Below are 19,576 nucleotides of genomic sequence, written 5' to 3' on the forward strand. Positions count from 1 at the left end.
AGTAAGGCTTAAATATGTTACCCATGTCCCGGCACAGGTGTTACCCATGTGTCCGGTCTATACAGCGAAGCAAGAAAAAGTGACTAGCTGCCGGGCTACCCCCGGCGTGTACCAACGGAGCAGCAAACGTTTTAGTTACGCGCTAACCGCTCATCGCATGCGCACGCATGTACTCCGTAGTCCGTTAAATAGGGTCAGAGTAATTTTCGCAAACAGCCGCGAAAAAAAACTCTGACCCTATTTAACTGAAGTGGCATTGCCTCAAAGAGTCAACATCCTGTCCAAGAGAGCCAATATCCTGTCTCGGAGAGCCAACGTCCTCGTTCGGAAATTCGGCATCGACTTTCGGCGTGGAGGTTTTAATTAACGATGAAACCCCGTCGAATGCAACGGCACTTACTCCGTGGCCCGTTAACTGGGGTCAGAGTAATTTTCGCAAAAGACCGCGAAAAAAAACTCTGACCCCACTTAACTATTTACTTCGCCGCTACCAATTCGTGGTAAGCCCCCAACAGCTCCGCCACAGTAGCAAACCCATCAATCCGCAACCAAGGCTTGCCAGGCGCCGCCCGCAGCAGAGTCACCGGATTATGGTTCATCTTATCGCCACGATAGACATCAAAAGCCCGTTGCGTCGCAACACTCGCCTCCACCGTCCCCGTGTAATGCTGCCACTCCGGCCCAGCCCCGTATTTCTTCGCGTACTCGGTCAGGCGCGCCGGCGTATCCTGCTCCGGATCGATCGAGATCGACATCATGTGCACCTTGTTCCGATCGCTGCCAAGATCGCTCTGCAATTGCGACAGCGTCTGGCTGATCATCGGACAGATCGAGGTGCAGGTGGTGTAGATAAAAGTCAGGATCACCGGCCGGCCATCGTTGAGCTCACTGATGAGCGACACGGCCTTGCCGTCTTCCCTCACCAGCGAAACCGGCGGCGGCGTGTAATCCACCGTCGAACGCATGATCTCCGACATCATGTGATGGTGATGCGCATGCGGATCAGGCGCGCTGATAGCGGACACGCCGGCGGCATGGGCCAGCGGCGCAATCGTCCCCATGGCTGTCAGCGCCAGGGCGGCGACCAAGGATTGGATGACTGTTTTCATGGCACTACTCCTAAAATTTGACTAATTTCATCTGATCTGACGCCATCTCACACCATCTAAGCGCTACGGCACAAGCCAGTCACTGTCAGCCACCAGCCGCACGCCGTGAGCGTCGGCAAAACGCACGATATACCCGCCCTTGGAGGCAAAACGCTGACCCGACGCCAGCGTCAGGCGCGGATAGTAGCCGGTGAGGATGCGGCGCTCCAGCATGTCCTCGATGCGCTCGACCAGATAGTCGCCGACAAAGGTATCGACCATGTGGCTGAGCGTCTCTGCCAGCAGGCCGCAGGCAAGATAAGTGTCAGCCTGGACCTGCTCAGCCACCACTGGGATATGGCGGATCGTGAACCAGCCGAACGCATAGTCGACCCGGTAGCGGCGCCGCTCCGGCAGGTCGACCGGATAGGCCAGGCGTGTGCTGTAGCGCCAGCTCGACGGCAACGGTGCGTTCTCAAGCCCGCCCATCAGCCCCGACATGAAGACAGTAGTCGACGCCGGCGGCGCGGGGATCGCGCCGAGCGCGGCGATATCGGCCGGGCGCAGCCACAGCACCAGAGCGTTGGTGCCCGCCCCTCCCTTGAGCGCCTTGGCGAGACTCTCGCCGGCTGCCAGCACCCGGCTCGACACCGCAATCCCGTGATGCTTGAGCGCTGCGGCAAGCGCCTGGGCGCCGGCCTCGCCGCTGTCGCCGGCGCGATAGATCTGGTGCACGCTCCTGACACCCTTATCACCGTCGGCATCAAGGATATTTTTTGCGATCAGCTCCGCCTCCAGCAATACGCCCTTGGACAGATACAGCGAATAAAAATCGCCATCGCCGCCTACCGGCGTCTCGACGTTGGGAAACAGGCAGGGTATTTCCTCATGCTCACAGAATGCATGGATCGGCGCCCAGGTCTTGCCTCCCAATCCGGACAGCACGGCAAACACCGGCTCGGCGGCCAGATGCTGCTTCAGTTGTTGCTCCCAGCCGGTGGCCGGGCCGGTCAGCTCCCAGACGTGCAGCTGCCAGCGGCGATTCACCATGAACATCATTTTGCGTGTGCTGCGCAGCGGCGGCGTGGCGCCGAGCGGGAAGACGTTCTTATCGGTGAAATATTGCTGGAGCACATCGAGCATGCCGCGCCGCTTTACCGGATCGGCGTCTGGCGTAATGATGGTGGCGAAGTGCAGCACCGTATCCTCGACCCCGCGCGGCCGGCGCTTGTCGAGGCGCTTCAGGTAGCCGATCAGCGCCGTCATGTCGGCGTCGTTCAGGTCGAATTGCGGCATCAGGTAGCTGAGTGGCTTGCCTTCCGAATTGAGGCCGCTGCGGATCGCCCGGGCGATGGTTTCATCAGTGTAGGGATCGCGATCGGCGCGTATGCCGTCGACGTAAGGCAGGTCGAGATCCCCCATATCCTTGGCGCGCGGATGGAGCAGATAGCGGCCGGTGATCGGCGGGATGGTGCTGCTGCCGGCTTTGGCGCCAAGGCCGCTGGAACGGTGGCAATTGATGCAGGCTGCAGCGGCGCCTTGCAGACGTACACCGGCGTCGCGAGTTGCCTCTAGCGGCGCGCCCGAGCCTTGTATGCCGTGCCGGAAGATGGCTGCGCCGACGTCAGCCGCCGGGTTATCGTCGCCACTGCCGCTGGCCTCGCTGGCGGGAACCAGTGCGCGCGGCGCGGCCCACGGGGCGCCGGCATGGAACGTCAGCATCAAGGTCAGCGCCAGTCCAAAAAAAGGCACAAGCGCAGGCGATGCGGGTCGCCACACTTGTGCCAGGACAACCCCACGGAGAAATCTTCGTATGGGGGCAAAACCTCTCTCTCTGTCACACTTGCGCGGCGCAGGCAAAATCGGCTCCACGCTCGGCCGGGACAGATGCGCGGCCATGGCTAGCGACCCGGCCGGCCGGTTTCGCGCACTGTCTGCGCAACATCGGGGCCTATCGAAACCGCGTTGTTGCGCCCCTGGGTGCCGGGCTTGCTGAATCTCCCGTCTTCCAATGGCGGATTGAGTGCTATCTTTTCGATCACCAGCTTATTCTTGAGCCCGGTCATGCCGACGCCGGTTTCGATAGTGGCAGGGATCTGCAAGCCCTCAACGCTCTTGTAGTTGCTGTAAAACACCGATACCGTCGCTGACTGGCCGATCGCGTTGCGGGTCTCGCGGTCGTATTTGATATCCAGGAAAGTCTCGGCGTCGACCCACACATGATGGCTGACGCCGGACGGCAGCCTGACGTTCAAGCGATAGGCCTTATGCCCCTCCACTTCATCCAGCCCGTCCAGGCCGACGGCAATCCCCTTGGCCCGATAATCGATGAGCGGACCGTCGATGACTTGCTCCTCATGCGCGAATTTCAGCTCATCCGGCGAGTAGGGCTGCAGATCCGGCTTGCCGTTGTGGCTCGGACGCAGCTTCCAGCCGCTGGCGCCGTCATACACCCGCACCGCCACCTGGCCCATCGCGGAAATTTCAAAGCGGGTCTTGTTGGGACGTTTCAGTTCAAGCACAAACGGCAGAGTCGGCACCGCGACATTCGCACTCTGGACGTGGCCGACCCAGACCATGGTCTCGATCTTGCGCCAGGCGTCCGCGCCGCCCCGTGCGGCGACGTTTTTTTCGACGATCTGGGCTGCGCTCAAACCAGGCTCGCTGCTTGGCCCAGCCGCTGGCTCCTGGGCCAAGGCAAGCGTGGAAAGAGCCGCCGAAATGCCGGCGGAAAACAGCCACCGCGCGATCCGATTTGAAGGCAGGTTCATGGTCGGCCATCCCTTATTGGCTGGATACCTTGGCTACCGTCAGCTGCGGTTTCGCAAACATGGCGTCAGTCGTCGGTGGGTTCAGCGTTACATGCTGAATGCTGATCTTGTGGCTGGCTTTGGCGCCGGTCACCACCGTCTCCAGCACGTACGGCAAGGTCAAGCCGCCTTCGGTCTTGTAGTCACGGTAGTAAATGGCGACGTTGTGCATCCGGCCATCGAGCTTGCGCGGTTCGCCGTCGATTTTCAGTTCCAGGAAACTCTTGGCGTCGATCCACAAGTGCCGCTCGACGTGGTCTTTCATGGTGAGCTTCAGTTTGTAGGCGCTATGGCCCTCGACCTGCTCCATGCCCTGCAACTCGACCGTCGTGCCTTTCGCGGCATAGTCGATCAGCGCCCCGTCCAGCTCGGTCCATGCGGCGGCTGCCTTGGCTTCGGTAGGGGTGAAAGGTTCGACTTCATCGCGGCCCAGGAACGGCCGCACCTTCCAGCCTTGGGCGCCATCGTAGACCTGGACTGCGGTCTGCTCCTGGAAACGCAGCTCGAAGCGGCTCTTGTGCGGCCGCTTCATGGTCATGACGAACGGCAACGATGTTTCCTGCTTGCCGCCGACATCGATTTTGCCCGCCATGCTCATGCTGCTGACCGCGTGCCAGGCTGACAGCCCGCCGCGCGCCGCCACATTCTTGTCGACGATCTGCGCCGCGCTCAAGCGGCTGACCGGAGCGGTGACGCTTGCTGCGGCTTTAGTGCTTGCGGTTGCTTTGGCGGTTGCTGCCACTACCGTGGCGGGTGCGGCCGCCAGTGACGCCAGGCCAAAGGCCAGCAAAAGAAATCGTTTCATGAGTACACCTCCTCGGTTCAAACAATCATTCAAAGCCTTCATTCAACCAGCAGCCCGTCAAAATGAAAGGAGCCGATCACGACATTGACGCGGTCCCCCGCTTTAATCGGATTGCCCTTGTTCGAAAACACCATCCAGTACTCCTGGCCGGCTTCCGGCGTGCCGCTCTGCCGCAGCTGGCCGATTTTATCCATGACCGGGATTTGCAGCATGGCATGGCTCCTTTGCCCGATCAGGTAAGGCGTGGCGCTCTTTTCGCCCAGTGCTTTGGCTCTGGCAGGGTCGACCACCCGGTAGCTGAAGCGGATCAGGTTGCCTGATGCGGTGCGGCGCACGATCAGATTATTCACGCCGCCATAAGCCTCATAGAAGGCCTTGGCGGGCTTCGGTATCTTCACCGGCTGGTAGGGAGAGGACTTGTGTGGCAACGCGCGTGCATTGTCTGGCACAGCTGCAGGAGCCTGCTGCGCCTGGGCCGATTGCGGCGGCGCCGCAGCGACCCACAAACAACTCGCCAGCAGCGTCGCGATGGCTGACTTCATCGCCGATTTCACTGTCTCTCCGGACATGTTCATATTTTTCCCTGTTGGCCAGGCTGGCCATACCTGCACTATTTATTGCGCTAATTATTTGTTGCGACGGCTCCGTCACATGCTGCTAACGCTTCCTCTTTCTTTGCATCCGCCAGTTGTTCAGCGATCGAATCATGGGCTTGCTTATAGACCTCGGTCTTGCGTGCGGCCGCGAGATCTTCAGCAGAGGCGTCGCCAATCACCGGTTTCAGCAGTTCCTGGTATCTGGCGCTATCCGCCGGGTTGATCTGGCCGCAATGGGCAACCACGGCTTCCATCTGTCCAAGTGCGGCGTCATCCAGCGATGATTCAGCCGCCAGCGCCAGCGAAAAACTGGTTAATGCGCACAGAGAAGCTAGTAGATAGAGTTTCATGTTATTCCTGCCTCCAAACAATTTGACGCCTGTATTTGACACCAATCACAACCGGGGCCGCCGCTTGCTCCCACGCTGCCCGCGGAACCGTCCCGCGGGCAGCGCCACCGCCATCCTCCCTAGCCACACTTCATTGCGCCGTCCCACTCATAGCCGCTGTCTGCGTACCTGCCGAATCGGTTACCGACACCGTGGCACTTCTGACGCTGTTTATCGGCACTGTGGTGCGCGGCTGGAACCGCACCGAGACTACGCAAGTCCCACCCGGATTCAAGGTCGTTATCGCTGTCAGCTGACCGCCGCCGATGGCGCCGCAGGTCGACGTCAATGGTACGAGAGCGTAATCAGCCGGACTTACGCCCGCCAAGGTGCCGTGCGTGATGCCGGTGATCGCTACGCTGCCGGTATTGGTCAGCGTGAAGTTCTGAACCGGTCCCACTACGTTGCTCAGGAGTCGCACGGTAGGCGGTGCGTTCCATGGGTTCGGCAGCCAGCTTGCACTGGTCACGCTGGCGGCGCCGGTACCGCTGAGTGGCACTGGTGAGCCGCTAACCGGGACGCTGGCGGCAATCGCTAGTGATCCTGCCGCGGCGCCCGTCGCTGTCGGCCTGAAGACCACGTTGACGGTGCAGCTGGAAGCTGCAGCCAGGGTCGCAGTGCAAGTATCGCCTGTGCCGCGGGCGAACGGCCCGGTGAATGTCAGCGCGATCCCTGTCAGTGTGGCGTTGCCGGTGTTGTGCAGCGTCAGGGCTTGCGCGGCGCTGGTGTTGCCGACTGGCGTACTGCTGAAGGTCAACGAGGCCGGTGTCACATTCGCGGCGGCAGCGGGTGCCGATACGAACTCAACTGCGCCGATATCGAAGCCATTTCCCTGCGGCCTGGAGGTGCCAAAGAAGTCATGGTTAGGCGCACCTGTCGCAGTGGCGGTATTGATCGCCGGCGAGCCCGAAGCGATGGCGTAATTGCCCAGCGGCTGACCGTAGCCTGTACTGCCGGATGCGATGGTGGCGTTGGACAAGGACAGCGGCCCGTAGAACATATTGATCCACTGGTTGCCTTCATCTGGCGTTGCCGAAGGCATCAAGGTGAACAACGGGTTGGGCAGCACTGCATCGGCGATGCCCGGAGGCACGGCGAAGCCGTTGCCGCCACCTTCCGGCGGCACCCGCGAACCATTGCAGTACTGGCTGACCACGGCTGGGTTGCTGCCCAGGTTGTTAGCCGCAGGGTAGTCGCCAGCGTCGGTCAGGATCGAGTAGCGCGGGCTGAGGGTCAAGCCCGAGCCGTGGTTGCTCGGCCCGGTGTCGCCAAAGGCGCCGATGTCCCAGTAGACCGCGTTAGGGTCGCAATAACCCGTGCTGTGGCCATTCTGGTTCAAGGTCGGATTCAGCGTCACCACGTTCTGCATGCCAGGTATCGCTGGATTGAGGCCGCCCACCGTGATATAGAACGAGCGGTTCTGCCAGAACAGGTTATTGCTCAGCACCGGATTGGAGAACGTCGTGCAGTTTGGCAGACCGGCAGGGCAAGCCACGCTTGGCACGGTGAACGCCGTGATCAAGTTGGTGGTGTGACGCGCTGTTTCCAGGCCTGCAGGCTCATATTGCGAGGTAGTGGTCGGGCTGCAGGTTGTATTGGCGCCGACTGTGGTGCAGTTCGGTGGCCCGACATTGGCTTTGGTGGCGGCGTCGGTGTTGAACAAGACGCCGGCCGAAGCGGTACTGTCGTTGGATACGATGGTGTTGTTGACAAAGTTGACCCGCACCGCATCCTGCAGCGAGACGCCGCCTCCGGCCCAGCCGGCGACGTTATTCGTGATGATGTTGTTGGTAACGTTGACCTGATACCACGCATTCGGATTGTTAGGGCTGCGCTGGACGTCGGTGCCGTTGATGTTCTGCAAGCGCAGGCCGCCGCCTTTACCGCTTTCTGCTGTATTGCCGACAATCAGATTGCCGTCAACCGTGATGCCGGGACCAGCGCCGTCGGTCAGCTGAGGCGCGCAATCCTGGTCGACTTGCGCGTTCTCGCAGAAAGTACCATCCGGCTGAGCACCCTGGACGATGATGCCGCCGCCGTAGGTCGGTAGCGTCGGGTTGTTGCTCTGATTGAAGAGCACCCAGTTGTGCGAGATATCTCCGTTATAGCTGAAGCCCCAGTGCGACAAGCCGCCGCCATCGCCGCTGCTCATGTTGCCGCACACCCAGTTGTAGTTGAAGTGGTAGTTGTCGGCGCCCGTGCAGAAAGTGACGCCACCGGCTGCCGACGGCGTGGTGGAGTTGATTTCGTCGCCATAGGCAGCGTTCAATGTGACCGCATTGTGATGCACGTTCACCGACTTGTTGTAGCCGAACGGTGGCTGGGTCACGCCATCCGCGTTGATGATCGCGTCCGGCACCTCGACCTGTCCAATAGTAATGCCGCCGCTCAGGGTGCCGGCATTGCCAAAGACCCGGTTGTTGGCAATTTCCAGATTGTGGTTCCAGCCATGCACGAAGATGCCGCCGCCGCCCTGGGAGCTGTTGTTAAAGCTGATGCCATCAATGCGGGATGGATTGCACAGGAAATTGCTAGGGTAAGCGGTGCAGTCCGAATTGCTGTTCGTCAGTGGCGTGCAGGTGGCGCCGTCAACTGAGACGCAGTTGGGATCGGCTTGCAAAACTCCGCCCACCAGCACGTCCGGCACGCCTTTGGCCAGGACCGTGATACCCGCACCTTCGTACGCGCCCAATAGCGAAGGCTCTACCAGCAGCTCGCTCAGATTGCCGTTGAGAGTGTTGTCCCAACCGAAAGCGGGTTCAAGCGGAATCACGTCCACCTTGCGCTGCATGCTCGACGGACAAGTGTAGGTGCCGGTCGAATCATACGGGTTGGTTGACGAGATCGCGCCGCCGTTGATTGCCACGCCGAACAGGCAGTCAATCTGGCGCCGCCACGGATCCATCTTGCCCGACGGATGGGTATTGGCGTTGACAGTCACTGACGAAGCGCCGACGCCTTGCAGCCGGACCGGCTTCCACATGAGCAGCATTTCGCTGTACATACCGGGACCGACGATAATCATGTCGCCCGGCGTGGCGTTATCGATCGCTGCCTGGATAGCGTTGCCGGCGGCATTCTCGCCATTGACATAAGTCGGCGCTTTGCCGCCGATAGTGACGGTAACTGTATCGATCGATTTCTTGCCGGCGCCGGTGGTGATCACCAGCTCACCGCAAGTGGCCGGCAGCAGCGCGCCGCGTTGCTGGATCGGGCAGCTCGACTGCGCCGAGGTCAGCACAGGCGCCAGCACCTTGATCTGCGTATCGCTCCATGAAGTCACCACCGCATTGACGCCGCCGATCGTAACCGAGCCGCTGCCCTGGGTTGCGCCGAAACCGTAGTGGCGCGTGATGAACTTCTGGTTATACGGCGCCGTGGTGGCTGCCGGTCCGGAGTAAGCATGGTTGAGCACCGTGGCGTCACCCGTGTTGTTGATCGCGGTGATCGTCAGAATGCCGCCCGCTGTAGGAACCCAGGGGCCGGCGCCGGCGCCGCTGGCAGTGCCGGTCACCTTGCTGATGGCCGGGGTGGCGTCCGGATAGGCGCAGTCAGGCGGGTTATAGCCTTCAGCGAAGGCCGAGACTGGCACCACCGGAGTATCCATGTACTGGGTCTGTCCGGGCATGAACGGAATCTCGTAACAGAACTGGCTGTAGGCCGGGTTGAACAAGGGGTCGATCATGGTCTGGCCAGGATGGGCCGGATCGGGGATCGGACCGGGGTCGTTCATGCAGGTGACCATCATGGTTGGGGCGTAGCCGGTTGGATTTGGCGGATTGACTTGCCAGGTTGAATAAGTCAAGCCGTTGTAGATGCCCCACTGGTCGGAATACACGCGGGAAATCTCATTGCCGGCGAAATCCTTAAAGGATATCGGCACGTTGGGGACGGCAAATTTCTCGCCGAATTGCGGCGAATACGGGTCGAATTCCGAAGAGAAATCGTCCAGCATGAAGCCGGTATAGTGGGCGGCGACGTGGGCTGAACTGAACACCCAGAATTTCGCCAGCACCGTCGACTGATTATCCAGCTGAACCTCCTTGCGGTCGCACAGGTGGCGTGAAGCACCGGCGAACGGCGCTACTTCCTGCGAACCGGGGAACAGGCTTATATAGTCAGGCACGATGCGCAGTGCGCCGACGCAAGGCCAGTAGGCTTCGATACTGCCGGTGTCGCCCTCATGCCGTGGGTAGGTAGTGGAACCCAGGTCCTGGGTCGGATTCTGCGCATTGTTCTGGTTATAGGAGGAGTTCACGGCAGCCTGGTCAGGCACGATGAAGATGTTGCCCAAGCCGGCGAACTGCTGCGTCACCGGGGCAATGTAGTTGTCGCCGATGAGGATGTTCTTGTCTTCCTCTTTCACCAGTTCATAGCCCGGTGGCACGATGATTTCCACCACGTATTTACCGGCTGGCAGCATGACGGTACCGTCGCCGCTAGGATTCGCTATGCAGATCGCGCAGTTGCTGGCGGTCGGCTTGCCGGTGGTCGGGCTGGTGGCCGTCACGCTGGGGAACTTATACATGCCGTCGAAAGGTGCAGGCTGCAGCTGGTTGAAAACATGCATGCCGTCATAGCACTTGAACTGGCCATTTGCAGGCAGGGTACGGTGCGAGGGGTCGAGCCACTGGGTAGTGCCCTTCAAGGTAAAGAAGAAGGGATCGGTGGTTTCCTGGCCGGGACAGTTCATGTTAGGCACGCCGTCGGAGCGGAAACCCTGGGCCCAATCGTCCCAGCTGGCGGTCTGGGTGGTGTCGACCAGTGTCAGCGTGGAGCTGCCGTCCGGGGCCGTGTTCTTTTGATACAGGTTGACGGTCACGTTCGGCACGTTCGGTGTCCACTTGGTGTGGAGCAGCAGCGAGGGGTCGTCGAATGGCCGAGTCGAGGCGTAAATCACCTCGCCCTTGATGCCGCCGTTTTCAGTCACGCCGAACGGTGTCTTGCCGAACTCGATGAAGGCGTTCTGGCCGGAGAAGCCTTGCCAGCCGACCGTGGTCACCGAGGGCGGCACGATGCTGCCGGTGGACGGATTGGCGGCACTGCTGCCGGGGCCGTTCTGGATCGAGAAGCCGGTGCAGTCTGCGTTATCGCAGTAGACAGCACCCGGCACGCGCTGGGCGACCGGAAGATGCGCCGTGGACGATTCCAGGGTGTTAGCAAAGTTAGCGGCAATGGTCGAGGCGCCGCCGCCAGGGGTGCCGTCCGGCGGACCGCCGGCGTCATACACCAGGTGCACGCCGGTCTGTTTGAAGCGTGTAGTGTCGGCTTCCACCACATACCAGTTAAACAGAGGGAACACTTCGTTGAACGGCGCATAGCCGTTGAGGTCGGTGTTGTTGAAATTGGAAATGCTGCCATCGCGGAAGCGGACGATGGTCGGCACCAGCCCCAGTCCCGGCTCGGTACCCTGGGACACGCCGTCACCGTTGAGGTCGATGAAAGACCGGGTATAGAGATTGGTATGCCATTGCAGCACCGGCAGATCGCCGACATCTTTCACCTGGTTTCCAGTCAGTTGCACCGCTGTGGCCAGGCCGTCGACGATCTGGTCGTTCCATTGGTCAAGCACGGTCAGCCGGAAGGTGCCGTTAGGGATGCCGCTGAAACTGAACCTGCCGTCTGCGTCGCACTTGGTGAAGGCGATATCCTCGCTGTCCGGATCGCCCAGGCTGACGTAGCACTGGGTGAAACTCAAGGAGCTGCGCGAGCCGCTGCCGTAGAGGTTCTCGTTTGGCGGACGGCTGTAGTGCAGATTGGTGATCCTGCCTTTGACCGAATTAGTGCATGAGAGGCCGCTGCCGGTTGGCGCGGGGTCGCACGCTCCGTTGCCTAGCGAATTGGTGCGGCGGTCATTGATGATTTTCGGATTGGCGAAGCCGATAGTGACGTGGAAACCGGCCGGTCCAAACTCCTGGAAGTAGGCTGGCCCGCCTATCTTGATGAACGAATCATGGGCTTTTTGTCCGTCCAGCGTATTGGTCTGCAGCCACTCCTCTCCCCTGCCGATGCGGTCGGCCGCTGGCGTGGCAATCACGCCGTATCTGCCCGGCATCAGGTTGGCAATCACGGCCTGGCCGACCAGAGGTGATGGGGTAACCCCATCCGACTCCAGTTTCGGGCAAGTTGGAATCATGCCGACCAGTCCGTCGGTCGATGCTGAAATCGGACAGGCATTAGCGCCGGTAGTCGGATCTATCATCCCCTGTAAAGAATTGGACAGCGGCATGTTGAACATGTCGTAGCTCATTTGCCCGGTCGGGTCGCCGGTGCCGCCGGCGTCGTCCCAGAGCTTGATCTCGAACCCGCCCAGCCCCGGCTCGCGGGCTGTAAAGAAGTTGCCGGCGCCGCCGCTGACATCGACTTCGCCATTGAGCGGGGCATCATCCTCGAACACATATACCGAGACCTTGGCGGTCTGCATCGGCGTCTGCGGTGCAAGCACGTTGACCGTGGTCATTGCGGGTGCGATCGGGGCGCCGCTCAAGCCGTGCCCGCAGGTTCCTGTTCCGGGCGCAAAATCCGCGCCGCCAGGGCCCGAAGGGCAATCCAGAGCGATGCTGAATTGTCGCGTCGGCCCGGTCGGGTTGCTTGGATTGACCGGCTTAGGGGCGCCTGAACCGCTACTGAACGAGTTGCCGGCGTCGCCTGGCAAAATCGAGATGTAATAGTGCTTGGTCGGATCCAGCGCAACCTGGCTGGGGTTGACTGCGACCTGTTGCGTAGCAGTGGTGCGGCAGGTGCCGTTGCCGATGTCGCACACGGCTGGCATGTGGGCGTTGCTGGCCGGGTCGAACACCGTCTGTCCGGACTCGCAAGCGACCTTGCCGACACAGCCGGCAGCCACCACAGGCATGTAGCTGACATGGAAGCTGGCGCCCAGGCTAGGCACTGGCAGCGGCGGACAAGTAGCCGGCCGCGTGGTTGAATTGGTCTGGCATGCGGGGTCAACCTGGAAAGTGCGGTCTTCCTCGATGATCCAGCGGTAGTCGTTGAGTTGGACCGGGGTCGCCGTCTTCGCGCTCGGCGCGTCAAATACTTTGACAACCAGGCCGCTGCCGCCCTTGAAGGTGACATTGACGGTGGCTGGCGCCGAACTGGTGTTTTGCGAATTGATGGCAGTGTATTGGAAAGACATCGTGGCGGTGGAGGTGCCAGTTGGAGCAGTCGCCGGCGCTGCGTTGAAGGAGCCATCCGGGTTCAGGGTCACAGTGCCGCCCACGACATTGCTTGCAGCCGAGGCATGCAAGGGATGGCCGCCAGGATCCTTATCGTTGCCCAGCACACCGGGCGGGCTGATCTGCAGCCGCGAGGCGATGTTGCTGGTGTAGGTATCGTTGTTGGCAACCGGTGCGCCGCTCAGGCAGCCGGAGACGGCGGTACAGGCGGCCAGGGTCACCTTGGCGGTGATTGCCGGGTTGCCGTTCGCCATGTAGGTAAAGCTGTCGGAAGTGGTGCCGGCATTCGGTACATAGGTGAAGGTGCCGTCAGGATTCAAGGTAAGCACGCCTCCGGCCGGGGGCGTCGCCACCTTGACACCGTAGACCCGGATATCGTTGGCGATCACGCCTTTGGCCGGATCGGTGACGGCCAGGGTATTGCCCGGCACCAGGAAATAGTTATCGGGATTGGCAACCGCATTCTGGGTGCCTGCAGCCACCGGCAGCGCGCCGCCGTTGACGCTGACATAGGCCAGCATGCCGCCGTCGCGCTGATTGTTGGTGGACAGGCTGAGCTGGCGATCGAACACAGGCAGCGCCAGGGCGCCGGCGGCCGGTGCATTCATCATCACGTCGTAGGTCTTGCCGGCTGCCATGAATACTTCATTCTGGACCCGGCGGTTGCCAGGCAACAGGTTGCCGTCTTCAGCGATCAGCGAGAAGCCTGAAGCCGCCGGGCTGCCGGTTTGCGCGCCGACTACGGAGGGCACGTGCATGCGCAGGCCGGCGTTGACGAAACGCAGCAGAACCTGGCCGGTGGCGGCCGGCGCAGTAATCGAAAACTGCGATTTGGTTTCGTTGCTGCGATCAAAGCTGACGCCATTGATCAGGTAATAGCGCGGATCGTAATTCACAGCTGGCGGATAACAGGTCTGGAACGTCGGCGAGGCAGGATTGCCGCAGCCGCCGGGCTGGCCCGACCATACCGCAGTCTCGCTGAAGCCGGCTTTCGCCACGGCCGCCGCCACAGCGGTGTTTTGCACCGCATCGATTTCGCTCAGCAGCAACGGCACATCGGCGTCGTAACCGACGCCAGCATAAGCCTGGGCCTGGGTTGCGCCGCTGGCCGCAGTCCTTACCACCAGCACGCCATACAGGCCCATCGGCCCCTGGATCGAGGGATGGGTGCCCGATTCGATCAGGTAGGTGCCGGGTTTGAGGTTATTCCAGGTCATGGACTTGGTCTGGCCGTGCACCACTTCGGTGGCGAACGACTGTACCCGAGGCCCTTGGGCCGGCGGCGTAAACTGCGATCCGGTGGCACTGCCGGCGATCGGCCAGGTCACGCTATGCGGCGCATGTGCGGGGCTTGGCGTGGTGGTTGCGGTATTTCCCAACCCGCCTCCGAGCTGACCGACAATCACCAGCGAAGTCGGCACGCTGGCCGGCAGGCTATTGGTGAGATTGATGGTCAGGGCTCCCGGCGGCACGCTGATCACCACCGGTGACCAGCTGGTGCCAGCATTCGGGTTGGTGGCAGCGCAAGTGGCGGGCGCCACCGCAGCTGCGCTGCAGGTATACCCCCACATCGGCACCAGCTGTCCGTCCGGCAGCGTGGCGTTGGCGGCCTGCGCCGTCAGATTGACGCTTTGCGCGAAAGCTCCGCCGCTGGCCATGACTAGCACCGATGCCGCTAGCCCTCCCTTGACCAAGCCTAAGAGCGTGGCTTTGACCTGATTGGTTCTCATCGCATTTCTCCTGCTTCTAATTGGCTTCGTTTATCAAGAAGGCCTGCGGATCCACGAGCATCATCATCATCATGCCGCCCGGGAAAATATTACTGGTAGTGATCTCACGTTCATTGTGCGAGTGCCACATGAAGGCAAAACCTGATTCGGTAGCCGGCGGATTCGCCAGCGTGCCGGAGGGCGGCGTACTGCCTGTAGGGCCGACCGCACGAGCGGTCGCATCCGGCCCCAGATAGGCACTGCCGCCATACCACATGCCGTTGGTCAGGATGTTGGCGTCGGGCAGCGACACCGGGCCGCCGCTGCCGACGGCGCCGAAGGCGTGCGCTTCCAGCGGTTTGTCGTGATCCTGGCACCACTCGTAATAGTTAGGTGCGAGCGGATCTGCCGTGTAGTAGCCGTTGGCGTCCGGAATGCAGACCACCGGCTTGCCGAGGTAAGCCGGGAATGCCTGGTCGGTGTACAGTGCACCAGCGGTATGGCCGTAGACATCCCAGTTCAGCCCTCTGCCGGTCCAGTAGAAGATGCCGTCCATCGCCAGGCCCGGTGTGGTCGTTGTGGTGAACAGCAGCGGCCCGGCAGGCTTGGTCGCATCGGTCTGGCTCAGGATCATGTTGCCATCGCGAGCGAGGACGCGAACGTGATTGCCGTGCTCGTGGAACGGATGCTGCCAGCGGCCGTTACCGATCACCCGCAACAGCACCAGCTCGCCCGGATGCATGTGCGGGTTGCCGTTGTATGGCTGGTGCGGATATTGCACCGCATAGTTCGGATCCATGTCGTCGGGCATGGAGCGGCCGTTGATCAGGAAATAGGCTGGATGGTAGGGCTCGGTCTCGATCGTCATGCAGCCGGTGGGCTGGGTGCACGCCAGTGCAGCCTGCTGTTGCGCCTGGTTGTGGATGCGCGGATCCATCTCGGCGAACTGGAACAGGTACTCGCGGTCGTAGCAGCTGGTGCTGTGGTTGTAAGCCGCTGCGGCGTTGCGGTAGTCGGGCTGGCCATCCGGCAGCGTCGCGGCGACGGCGCGGCAGCCGGCTGGCACTGCGGTCGGCAACACGATGATGGCACCGTACAGTCCCATCTCGATTTGCAGGTCACCCTGGGTGCCGCTGTAGTAGCTATGGGTACCCGCTGTGGCAGCGATGAAACTATAGGTGACCGAACCACCGTGCGCGGCTTCCCGCGTCATCAGGCCAGGTACGCCGGTTGCGGCGGGGCAACTGCCATCCGGGTTCATGACGGCGGTGCAGACATTGAATCCCGGGAACAGGATCGAGGTGTTGCCAGCCGCCGCCGGCAAATTGTTGGTGAGCGTTACCGTCACTCTGTCCCCCTGGTGAACGATCAGGGTCGGACCCGGCACCTGCATGGTCGAACAGGCTGCTCCCGGCATCCCTGCCGGCGAAAAGCCGGACGGCGCCGTGCTGCAGCCGTAGCCCCAGGAATAGACGTTCATGCCGTCGGGCTGGGTGATAGTGCTGTCCGCTGCATTCAGATTGAATGTCGTCCCCGTGATGCCCGGGGCCGCGGCATGCGCCGGCCGCGGACTAAACACCGCGAGCAGCGCTAGCAGCGCGAACAGCGGCGACAGCAGCAAGGGCAGCAAAAACGGCATGGCGAGCCGCGCAGGCTTCGCGCTCCGGTTGTTGTTGGTTATGTGGCTCACGGCTCTTCTCCTAGACGCAGGACTTGCTGGTCGGGTTCACGGAATTGCAGATGTGGACCTCGGTCATCAAGCCGCCAAAGTTTTCGGCATCGTTCGACAGGTGATCAAGGTTCGGCGTGTACAGGTAATACACCGCGCCCGCCGGGTGGTTGACGGTGTCGCTGGCGTCCAGGATGACGTCTATCGATTCGCCGCCGCCGACCGTGATCGAGTTGGTGTTGTAGGTCAGGTCATTACCGGACAAGTCACGCAGCAAGCGGGCGTTGATGCCTATCACGTGCATCGGGATGCCGAGCGAGGCCAGGGTCTGGAACTCGGTAACGTCGAGATCCGAGATCCTGAGCAGGGCCTTGCCGCCGACCGGGATGTTGATGATGGTTGGCAGCGGCTGCGAAAAATGCTGGGTGCCGTCCGACACTTCGGTCGACATCGGGCCCGGGGTCACGGTGTCCGGATAGCTGCGTCCGTTGAGCAGGAAGTGCTTGTCCTTCATGTCGGTAAACGCCTCTGGATTGAAGGTCATGCCGACGAAGTGGAAGTTGGGATCGAAGCCGTGGATCTGCACCGGATACTCGACGTCATAGGCAGTTGAACCGTCGCCATCGTTATAGGCGTACAGCGTTGGCGTGCCAGACTTGTTGTTGAGGTGGGTGGTGGTATTGGCCGGCGGCAGCGGCGACGAGCACAGGATGTCGCTGCCGCACTTGGTGCGCAGATCGGCTTGCTGCCCTACCAGACCGGCGTACAGCGTGCCGCTGGCAACCCGGTTCTGACGCGGCCGCACGTAGATCTGGCCGACCATGCCCATCTGCAGGTGTTCCGGCGGCGTGATGTGGCAGTGCCAGAAATAGGTCCCCGCATCCGGCGCCAGGTAGTAATAAGTGAAACTGGCGCCGATATTGATGGCGACCGAGGCGTCCGGCACGCCGTCATAGAACGAGGAGGCGTTCGGATAGCCGTGGAAGTGCACGGTGTGTTTTTCGAACAGATCCGGACGCATGATCATGCCGACGTTAGTCAGAGTCAGGAAGAATTCGTCATCCTCGTCGATGGCCATGGTCGGCGCCGGTATGTTGCCGTTCATGACACCGATATTCATGATCGGCCGTGGATCGACGTGACCCGTGATCTGGCCGGCGGGAACCGAATCCGGATCAGGGGCGAGGCCGACCGCGCCGTTGAAGGTCGGGTCGCCAACCGCATCGCCGACCGTGTTGAATATCGACGCCGGCTGCGTGCCCGGCAAGCCCGCCTTGATATCGGCGAGACCGGACAAGGGACCGAAAGAGAACATATAGGTCTGATTGCCGTCGCCCATTGTCGAGTAGCCGTCGCCACCCGAAATCTGCTGGCACTTGATGGCCCCGCTGACCCCTGCCGTGACAACGGCAGGATGGAGCACCGTGCTGGTCGGACATTGCACCCGGAACGACTGGGCGAATACCGGCGATGCAAAAACAAGCAATAGCAGCATGTACCAGCTGCGGCTAAATAACTGTGTGCTAAACATATGACCTCCGTCATGCTCCGGCAACGCTATGCGCCCGGAGCGCCGTCACTTATTTCCCTTTTACTTCACCTACAACCATGGCCGCTAGATGCCATTTCGCGGTCTATTCCAGCGCCATGACCTCATCAATTCGAATGCATGCCGTTGTTGTTGTTATTGTTGTTGTTGCTCGTCCCACGCATCACCACCGCATGCAGCTTCCAGCGGACCTCTATCGCGGTACCGCCGCCGGGATGGGATTTAATCGAAAAATCACCGCCAGTGGACTCTGCCCTTTCCCGCATGCTGCGCAAGCCGATGCCCTGCTGGCCAAGGTGGCCGCCGGCAAATGGCTTGGTATCGAAGCCGACACCGTTATCGCGAATGTTCAGGATCAGGTTGCCGTGATCGTTCTGCATCGACACCGCCAGCGTCGAGGCGCGCGCATGCTTGGCGGCGTTGTTCATCGCCTCTTGGACAATGCGGAAGATTTCTGACTTGAGATGCGTGGGAATTTCTGCTTCGGCGACGCTGAGATTGCGATCCAGCTTTATATTGTCGTAGGCATACTCGTATTTGCGGCAATGTCCTTCTATCGTCGGGATCAAGCCCAGGTCATCGAGCGTGCTGGGCCGCAGTTCGCTGGAAAGCCGTCTTACTTCATCCATCGCGTCGCGCAGGCGCTGCACGGTCTCGTCAAGAATCTGCGCGCCCTCCTGTATCTTGCCCTGCTTCAGCCTGCGCGACGCGTCTTCGACCATGAACTTGATCATTGCCAGCACTTGCCCGATGCCGTCGTGCAGTTCCGACGAAACGCGTTTGAGTTCAACTTCATGGGCGACGATCAGGCGATTGGAAAAATGTTGAAGTTCCTGTTCGGAGTGCTGCAGCGTGTGCGACGAAGCCTGGCGCTTGGCCTTCTCGGTCAGCATCAGCATGATCGAAGAGGCCACGCCGTCGCCTTGATCGATGGGCACCGGCACCACGAACACCGCACTCTTGCGGCCGCTGCGGCCATGCAAGACCAGATCGAACGGTTCGTAGTTATGGGCCACAGGACCTTGCAGCAGCAGACGGCTGATGGCGCTTTCGCCATCCACAACCAGATGCATCAGCGAGGTGCCCAGTAACTCCTGTACTTTAAAACCGAGCATCTCGGCGGCGGTATCGTTGATGCTGGAAATAGCACCTTCGTTATCGATGACGAGCGACGAAATCCCGAACAGATCGGTAAGCTCGCCGAACTGCGGCTCCGACAATTCGATCTCGGTGCGCATTTTTCGCATCACGCCCAGCACCTGCTGCAATTTCAACATAGCCGCACCCCTAGTAGGCTGTTCTTATGTGATCATCCCCGCCCGTCGATGAACGAACCTCTACCATCGAAGCCGCGGCGCCAGGAAGTGAGGCCGGAGTGCGGTGCGATGAATGCGATGGCGAATGCAAATGCGGATTACGGAAAGAGACAGAGCGTGGTCTGGGATTGCCGCGGTATCGCGGCTGGCGCTGGACGCCAGTGCGGCGCTACCGTTCGGGGCGTCGGCTGGTAGCAAGCGATGGGGGCGGCAGAACGCCCCCACAGCTAACCAAGACGCATTTACACGACGATAAGCCAGCATGTTACTTCTCCCTGTGGAGTGCCTTCCCGTTCGGGCTTTTTTATGGCACTCACCATACCTACCACTTTGATTCATTTAGTGTCATCCGTCAGTGGATGAACACCCGCAGAGTTTGGTAGGGTATGTCCGACTAAAATTTAGTTTAGTCGAACAATCGTTGCGTCGATAGAACTTAAAAAATATATCCGACGCTGCGATACTCC

10 protein-coding genes are annotated in these 19,576 nt (G+C 60.9%); all 10 read right to left on the reverse strand.

All coding sequences use genetic code 11. The features are described 5' to 3' along the window. Positions 1–476 precede the first annotated feature (476 nt). Positions 477–1,109, reverse strand: coding sequence for an SCO family protein (locus tag VNZ60_RS00705; protein WP_414648746.1), 633 nt, complete (start codon positions 1,107–1,109; stop codon positions 477–479). A gap of 63 nt (positions 1,110–1,172) precedes the next feature. Next, a complete protein-coding gene (locus tag VNZ60_RS00710; RefSeq protein ID WP_325656256.1) occupies positions 1,173–2,810 on the reverse strand; it encodes a c-type cytochrome in 1,638 nt (545 codons plus the stop codon). A gap of 179 nt (positions 2,811–2,989) precedes the next feature. After that, positions 2,990–3,859: a LolA-like protein gene (locus VNZ60_RS00715; RefSeq protein ID WP_325656198.1), complete on the reverse strand. Its 870-nt coding sequence runs from the start codon at positions 3,857–3,859 to the stop codon at positions 2,990–2,992. 13 nt (positions 3,860–3,872) lie between these two features. Next, positions 3,873–4,703: a LolA-like protein gene (locus tag VNZ60_RS00720; RefSeq protein ID WP_325656200.1), complete on the reverse strand. Its 831-nt coding sequence runs from the start codon at positions 4,701–4,703 to the stop codon at positions 3,873–3,875. A gap of 38 nt (positions 4,704–4,741) precedes the next feature. Further along, entirely contained in the window at positions 4,742–5,278 is a 537-nt protein-coding gene (locus VNZ60_RS00725; protein WP_325656202.1) for a hypothetical protein, read from the reverse strand. 47 nt (positions 5,279–5,325) lie between these two features. Continuing rightward, positions 5,326–5,649 (reverse strand): hypothetical protein, encoded by a 324-nt coding sequence (locus tag VNZ60_RS00730; protein WP_325656203.1) that lies wholly within the window; start codon positions 5,647–5,649, stop codon positions 5,326–5,328. A 130-nt stretch (positions 5,650–5,779) separates the two neighbouring features. Continuing rightward, positions 5,780–14,596: a choice-of-anchor D domain-containing protein gene (locus tag VNZ60_RS00735; RefSeq protein ID WP_325656205.1), complete on the reverse strand. Its 8,817-nt coding sequence runs from the start codon at positions 14,594–14,596 to the stop codon at positions 5,780–5,782. A gap of 16 nt (positions 14,597–14,612) precedes the next feature. After that, complete coding sequence (locus tag VNZ60_RS00740; RefSeq protein WP_325656207.1) at positions 14,613–16,265, reverse strand: multicopper oxidase family protein; 1,653 nt, start codon at positions 16,263–16,265, stop codon at positions 14,613–14,615. A 10-nt stretch (positions 16,266–16,275) separates the two neighbouring features. Then, positions 16,276–17,775 (reverse strand): multicopper oxidase family protein, encoded by a 1,500-nt coding sequence (locus VNZ60_RS00745; protein WP_325656209.1) that lies wholly within the window; start codon positions 17,773–17,775, stop codon positions 16,276–16,278. A gap of 125 nt (positions 17,776–17,900) precedes the next feature. Beyond that, positions 17,901–19,070: a sensor histidine kinase gene (locus tag VNZ60_RS00750; RefSeq protein ID WP_325656211.1), complete on the reverse strand. Its 1,170-nt coding sequence runs from the start codon at positions 19,068–19,070 to the stop codon at positions 17,901–17,903. Positions 19,071–19,576: the final 506 nt, after the last annotated feature.

The sequence above is a fragment of the Collimonas sp. genome (assembly GCF_035566375.1).
Classification (GTDB): Bacteria; Pseudomonadota; Gammaproteobacteria; order Burkholderiales; family Burkholderiaceae_D; genus Collimonas.

Bases quoted from the DNA above. Each gene is read 5' to 3' on its own strand.
- VNZ60_RS00735 (WP_325656205.1), bottom strand. From the start codon at position 14,596: ATGAGAACCAATCAGGTCAAAGCCACGCTCTTAGGCTTGGTCAAGGGA.
- VNZ60_RS00730 (WP_325656203.1), bottom strand. From the start codon at position 5,649: ATGAAACTCTATCTACTAGCTTCTCTGTGCGCATTAACCAGTTTTTCG.
- VNZ60_RS00745 (WP_325656209.1), bottom strand. From the start codon at position 17,775: ATGTTTAGCACACAGTTATTTAGCCGCAGCTGGTACATGCTGCTATTG.
- VNZ60_RS00710 (WP_325656256.1), bottom strand. From the start codon at position 2,810: ATGCTGACGTTCCATGCCGGCGCCCCGTGGGCCGCGCCGCGCGCACTG.
- VNZ60_RS00720 (WP_325656200.1), bottom strand. From the start codon at position 4,703: ATGAAACGATTTCTTTTGCTGGCCTTTGGCCTGGCGTCACTGGCGGCC.
- VNZ60_RS00725 (WP_325656202.1), bottom strand. From the start codon at position 5,278: ATGAACATGTCCGGAGAGACAGTGAAATCGGCGATGAAGTCAGCCATC.
- VNZ60_RS00715 (WP_325656198.1), bottom strand. From the start codon at position 3,859: ATGAACCTGCCTTCAAATCGGATCGCGCGGTGGCTGTTTTCCGCCGGC.
- VNZ60_RS00750 (WP_325656211.1), bottom strand. From the start codon at position 19,070: ATGTTGAAATTGCAGCAGGTGCTGGGCGTGATGCGAAAAATGCGCACC.
- VNZ60_RS00705 (WP_414648746.1), bottom strand. From the start codon at position 1,109: ATGAAAACAGTCATCCAATCCTTGGTCGCCGCCCTGGCGCTGACAGCC.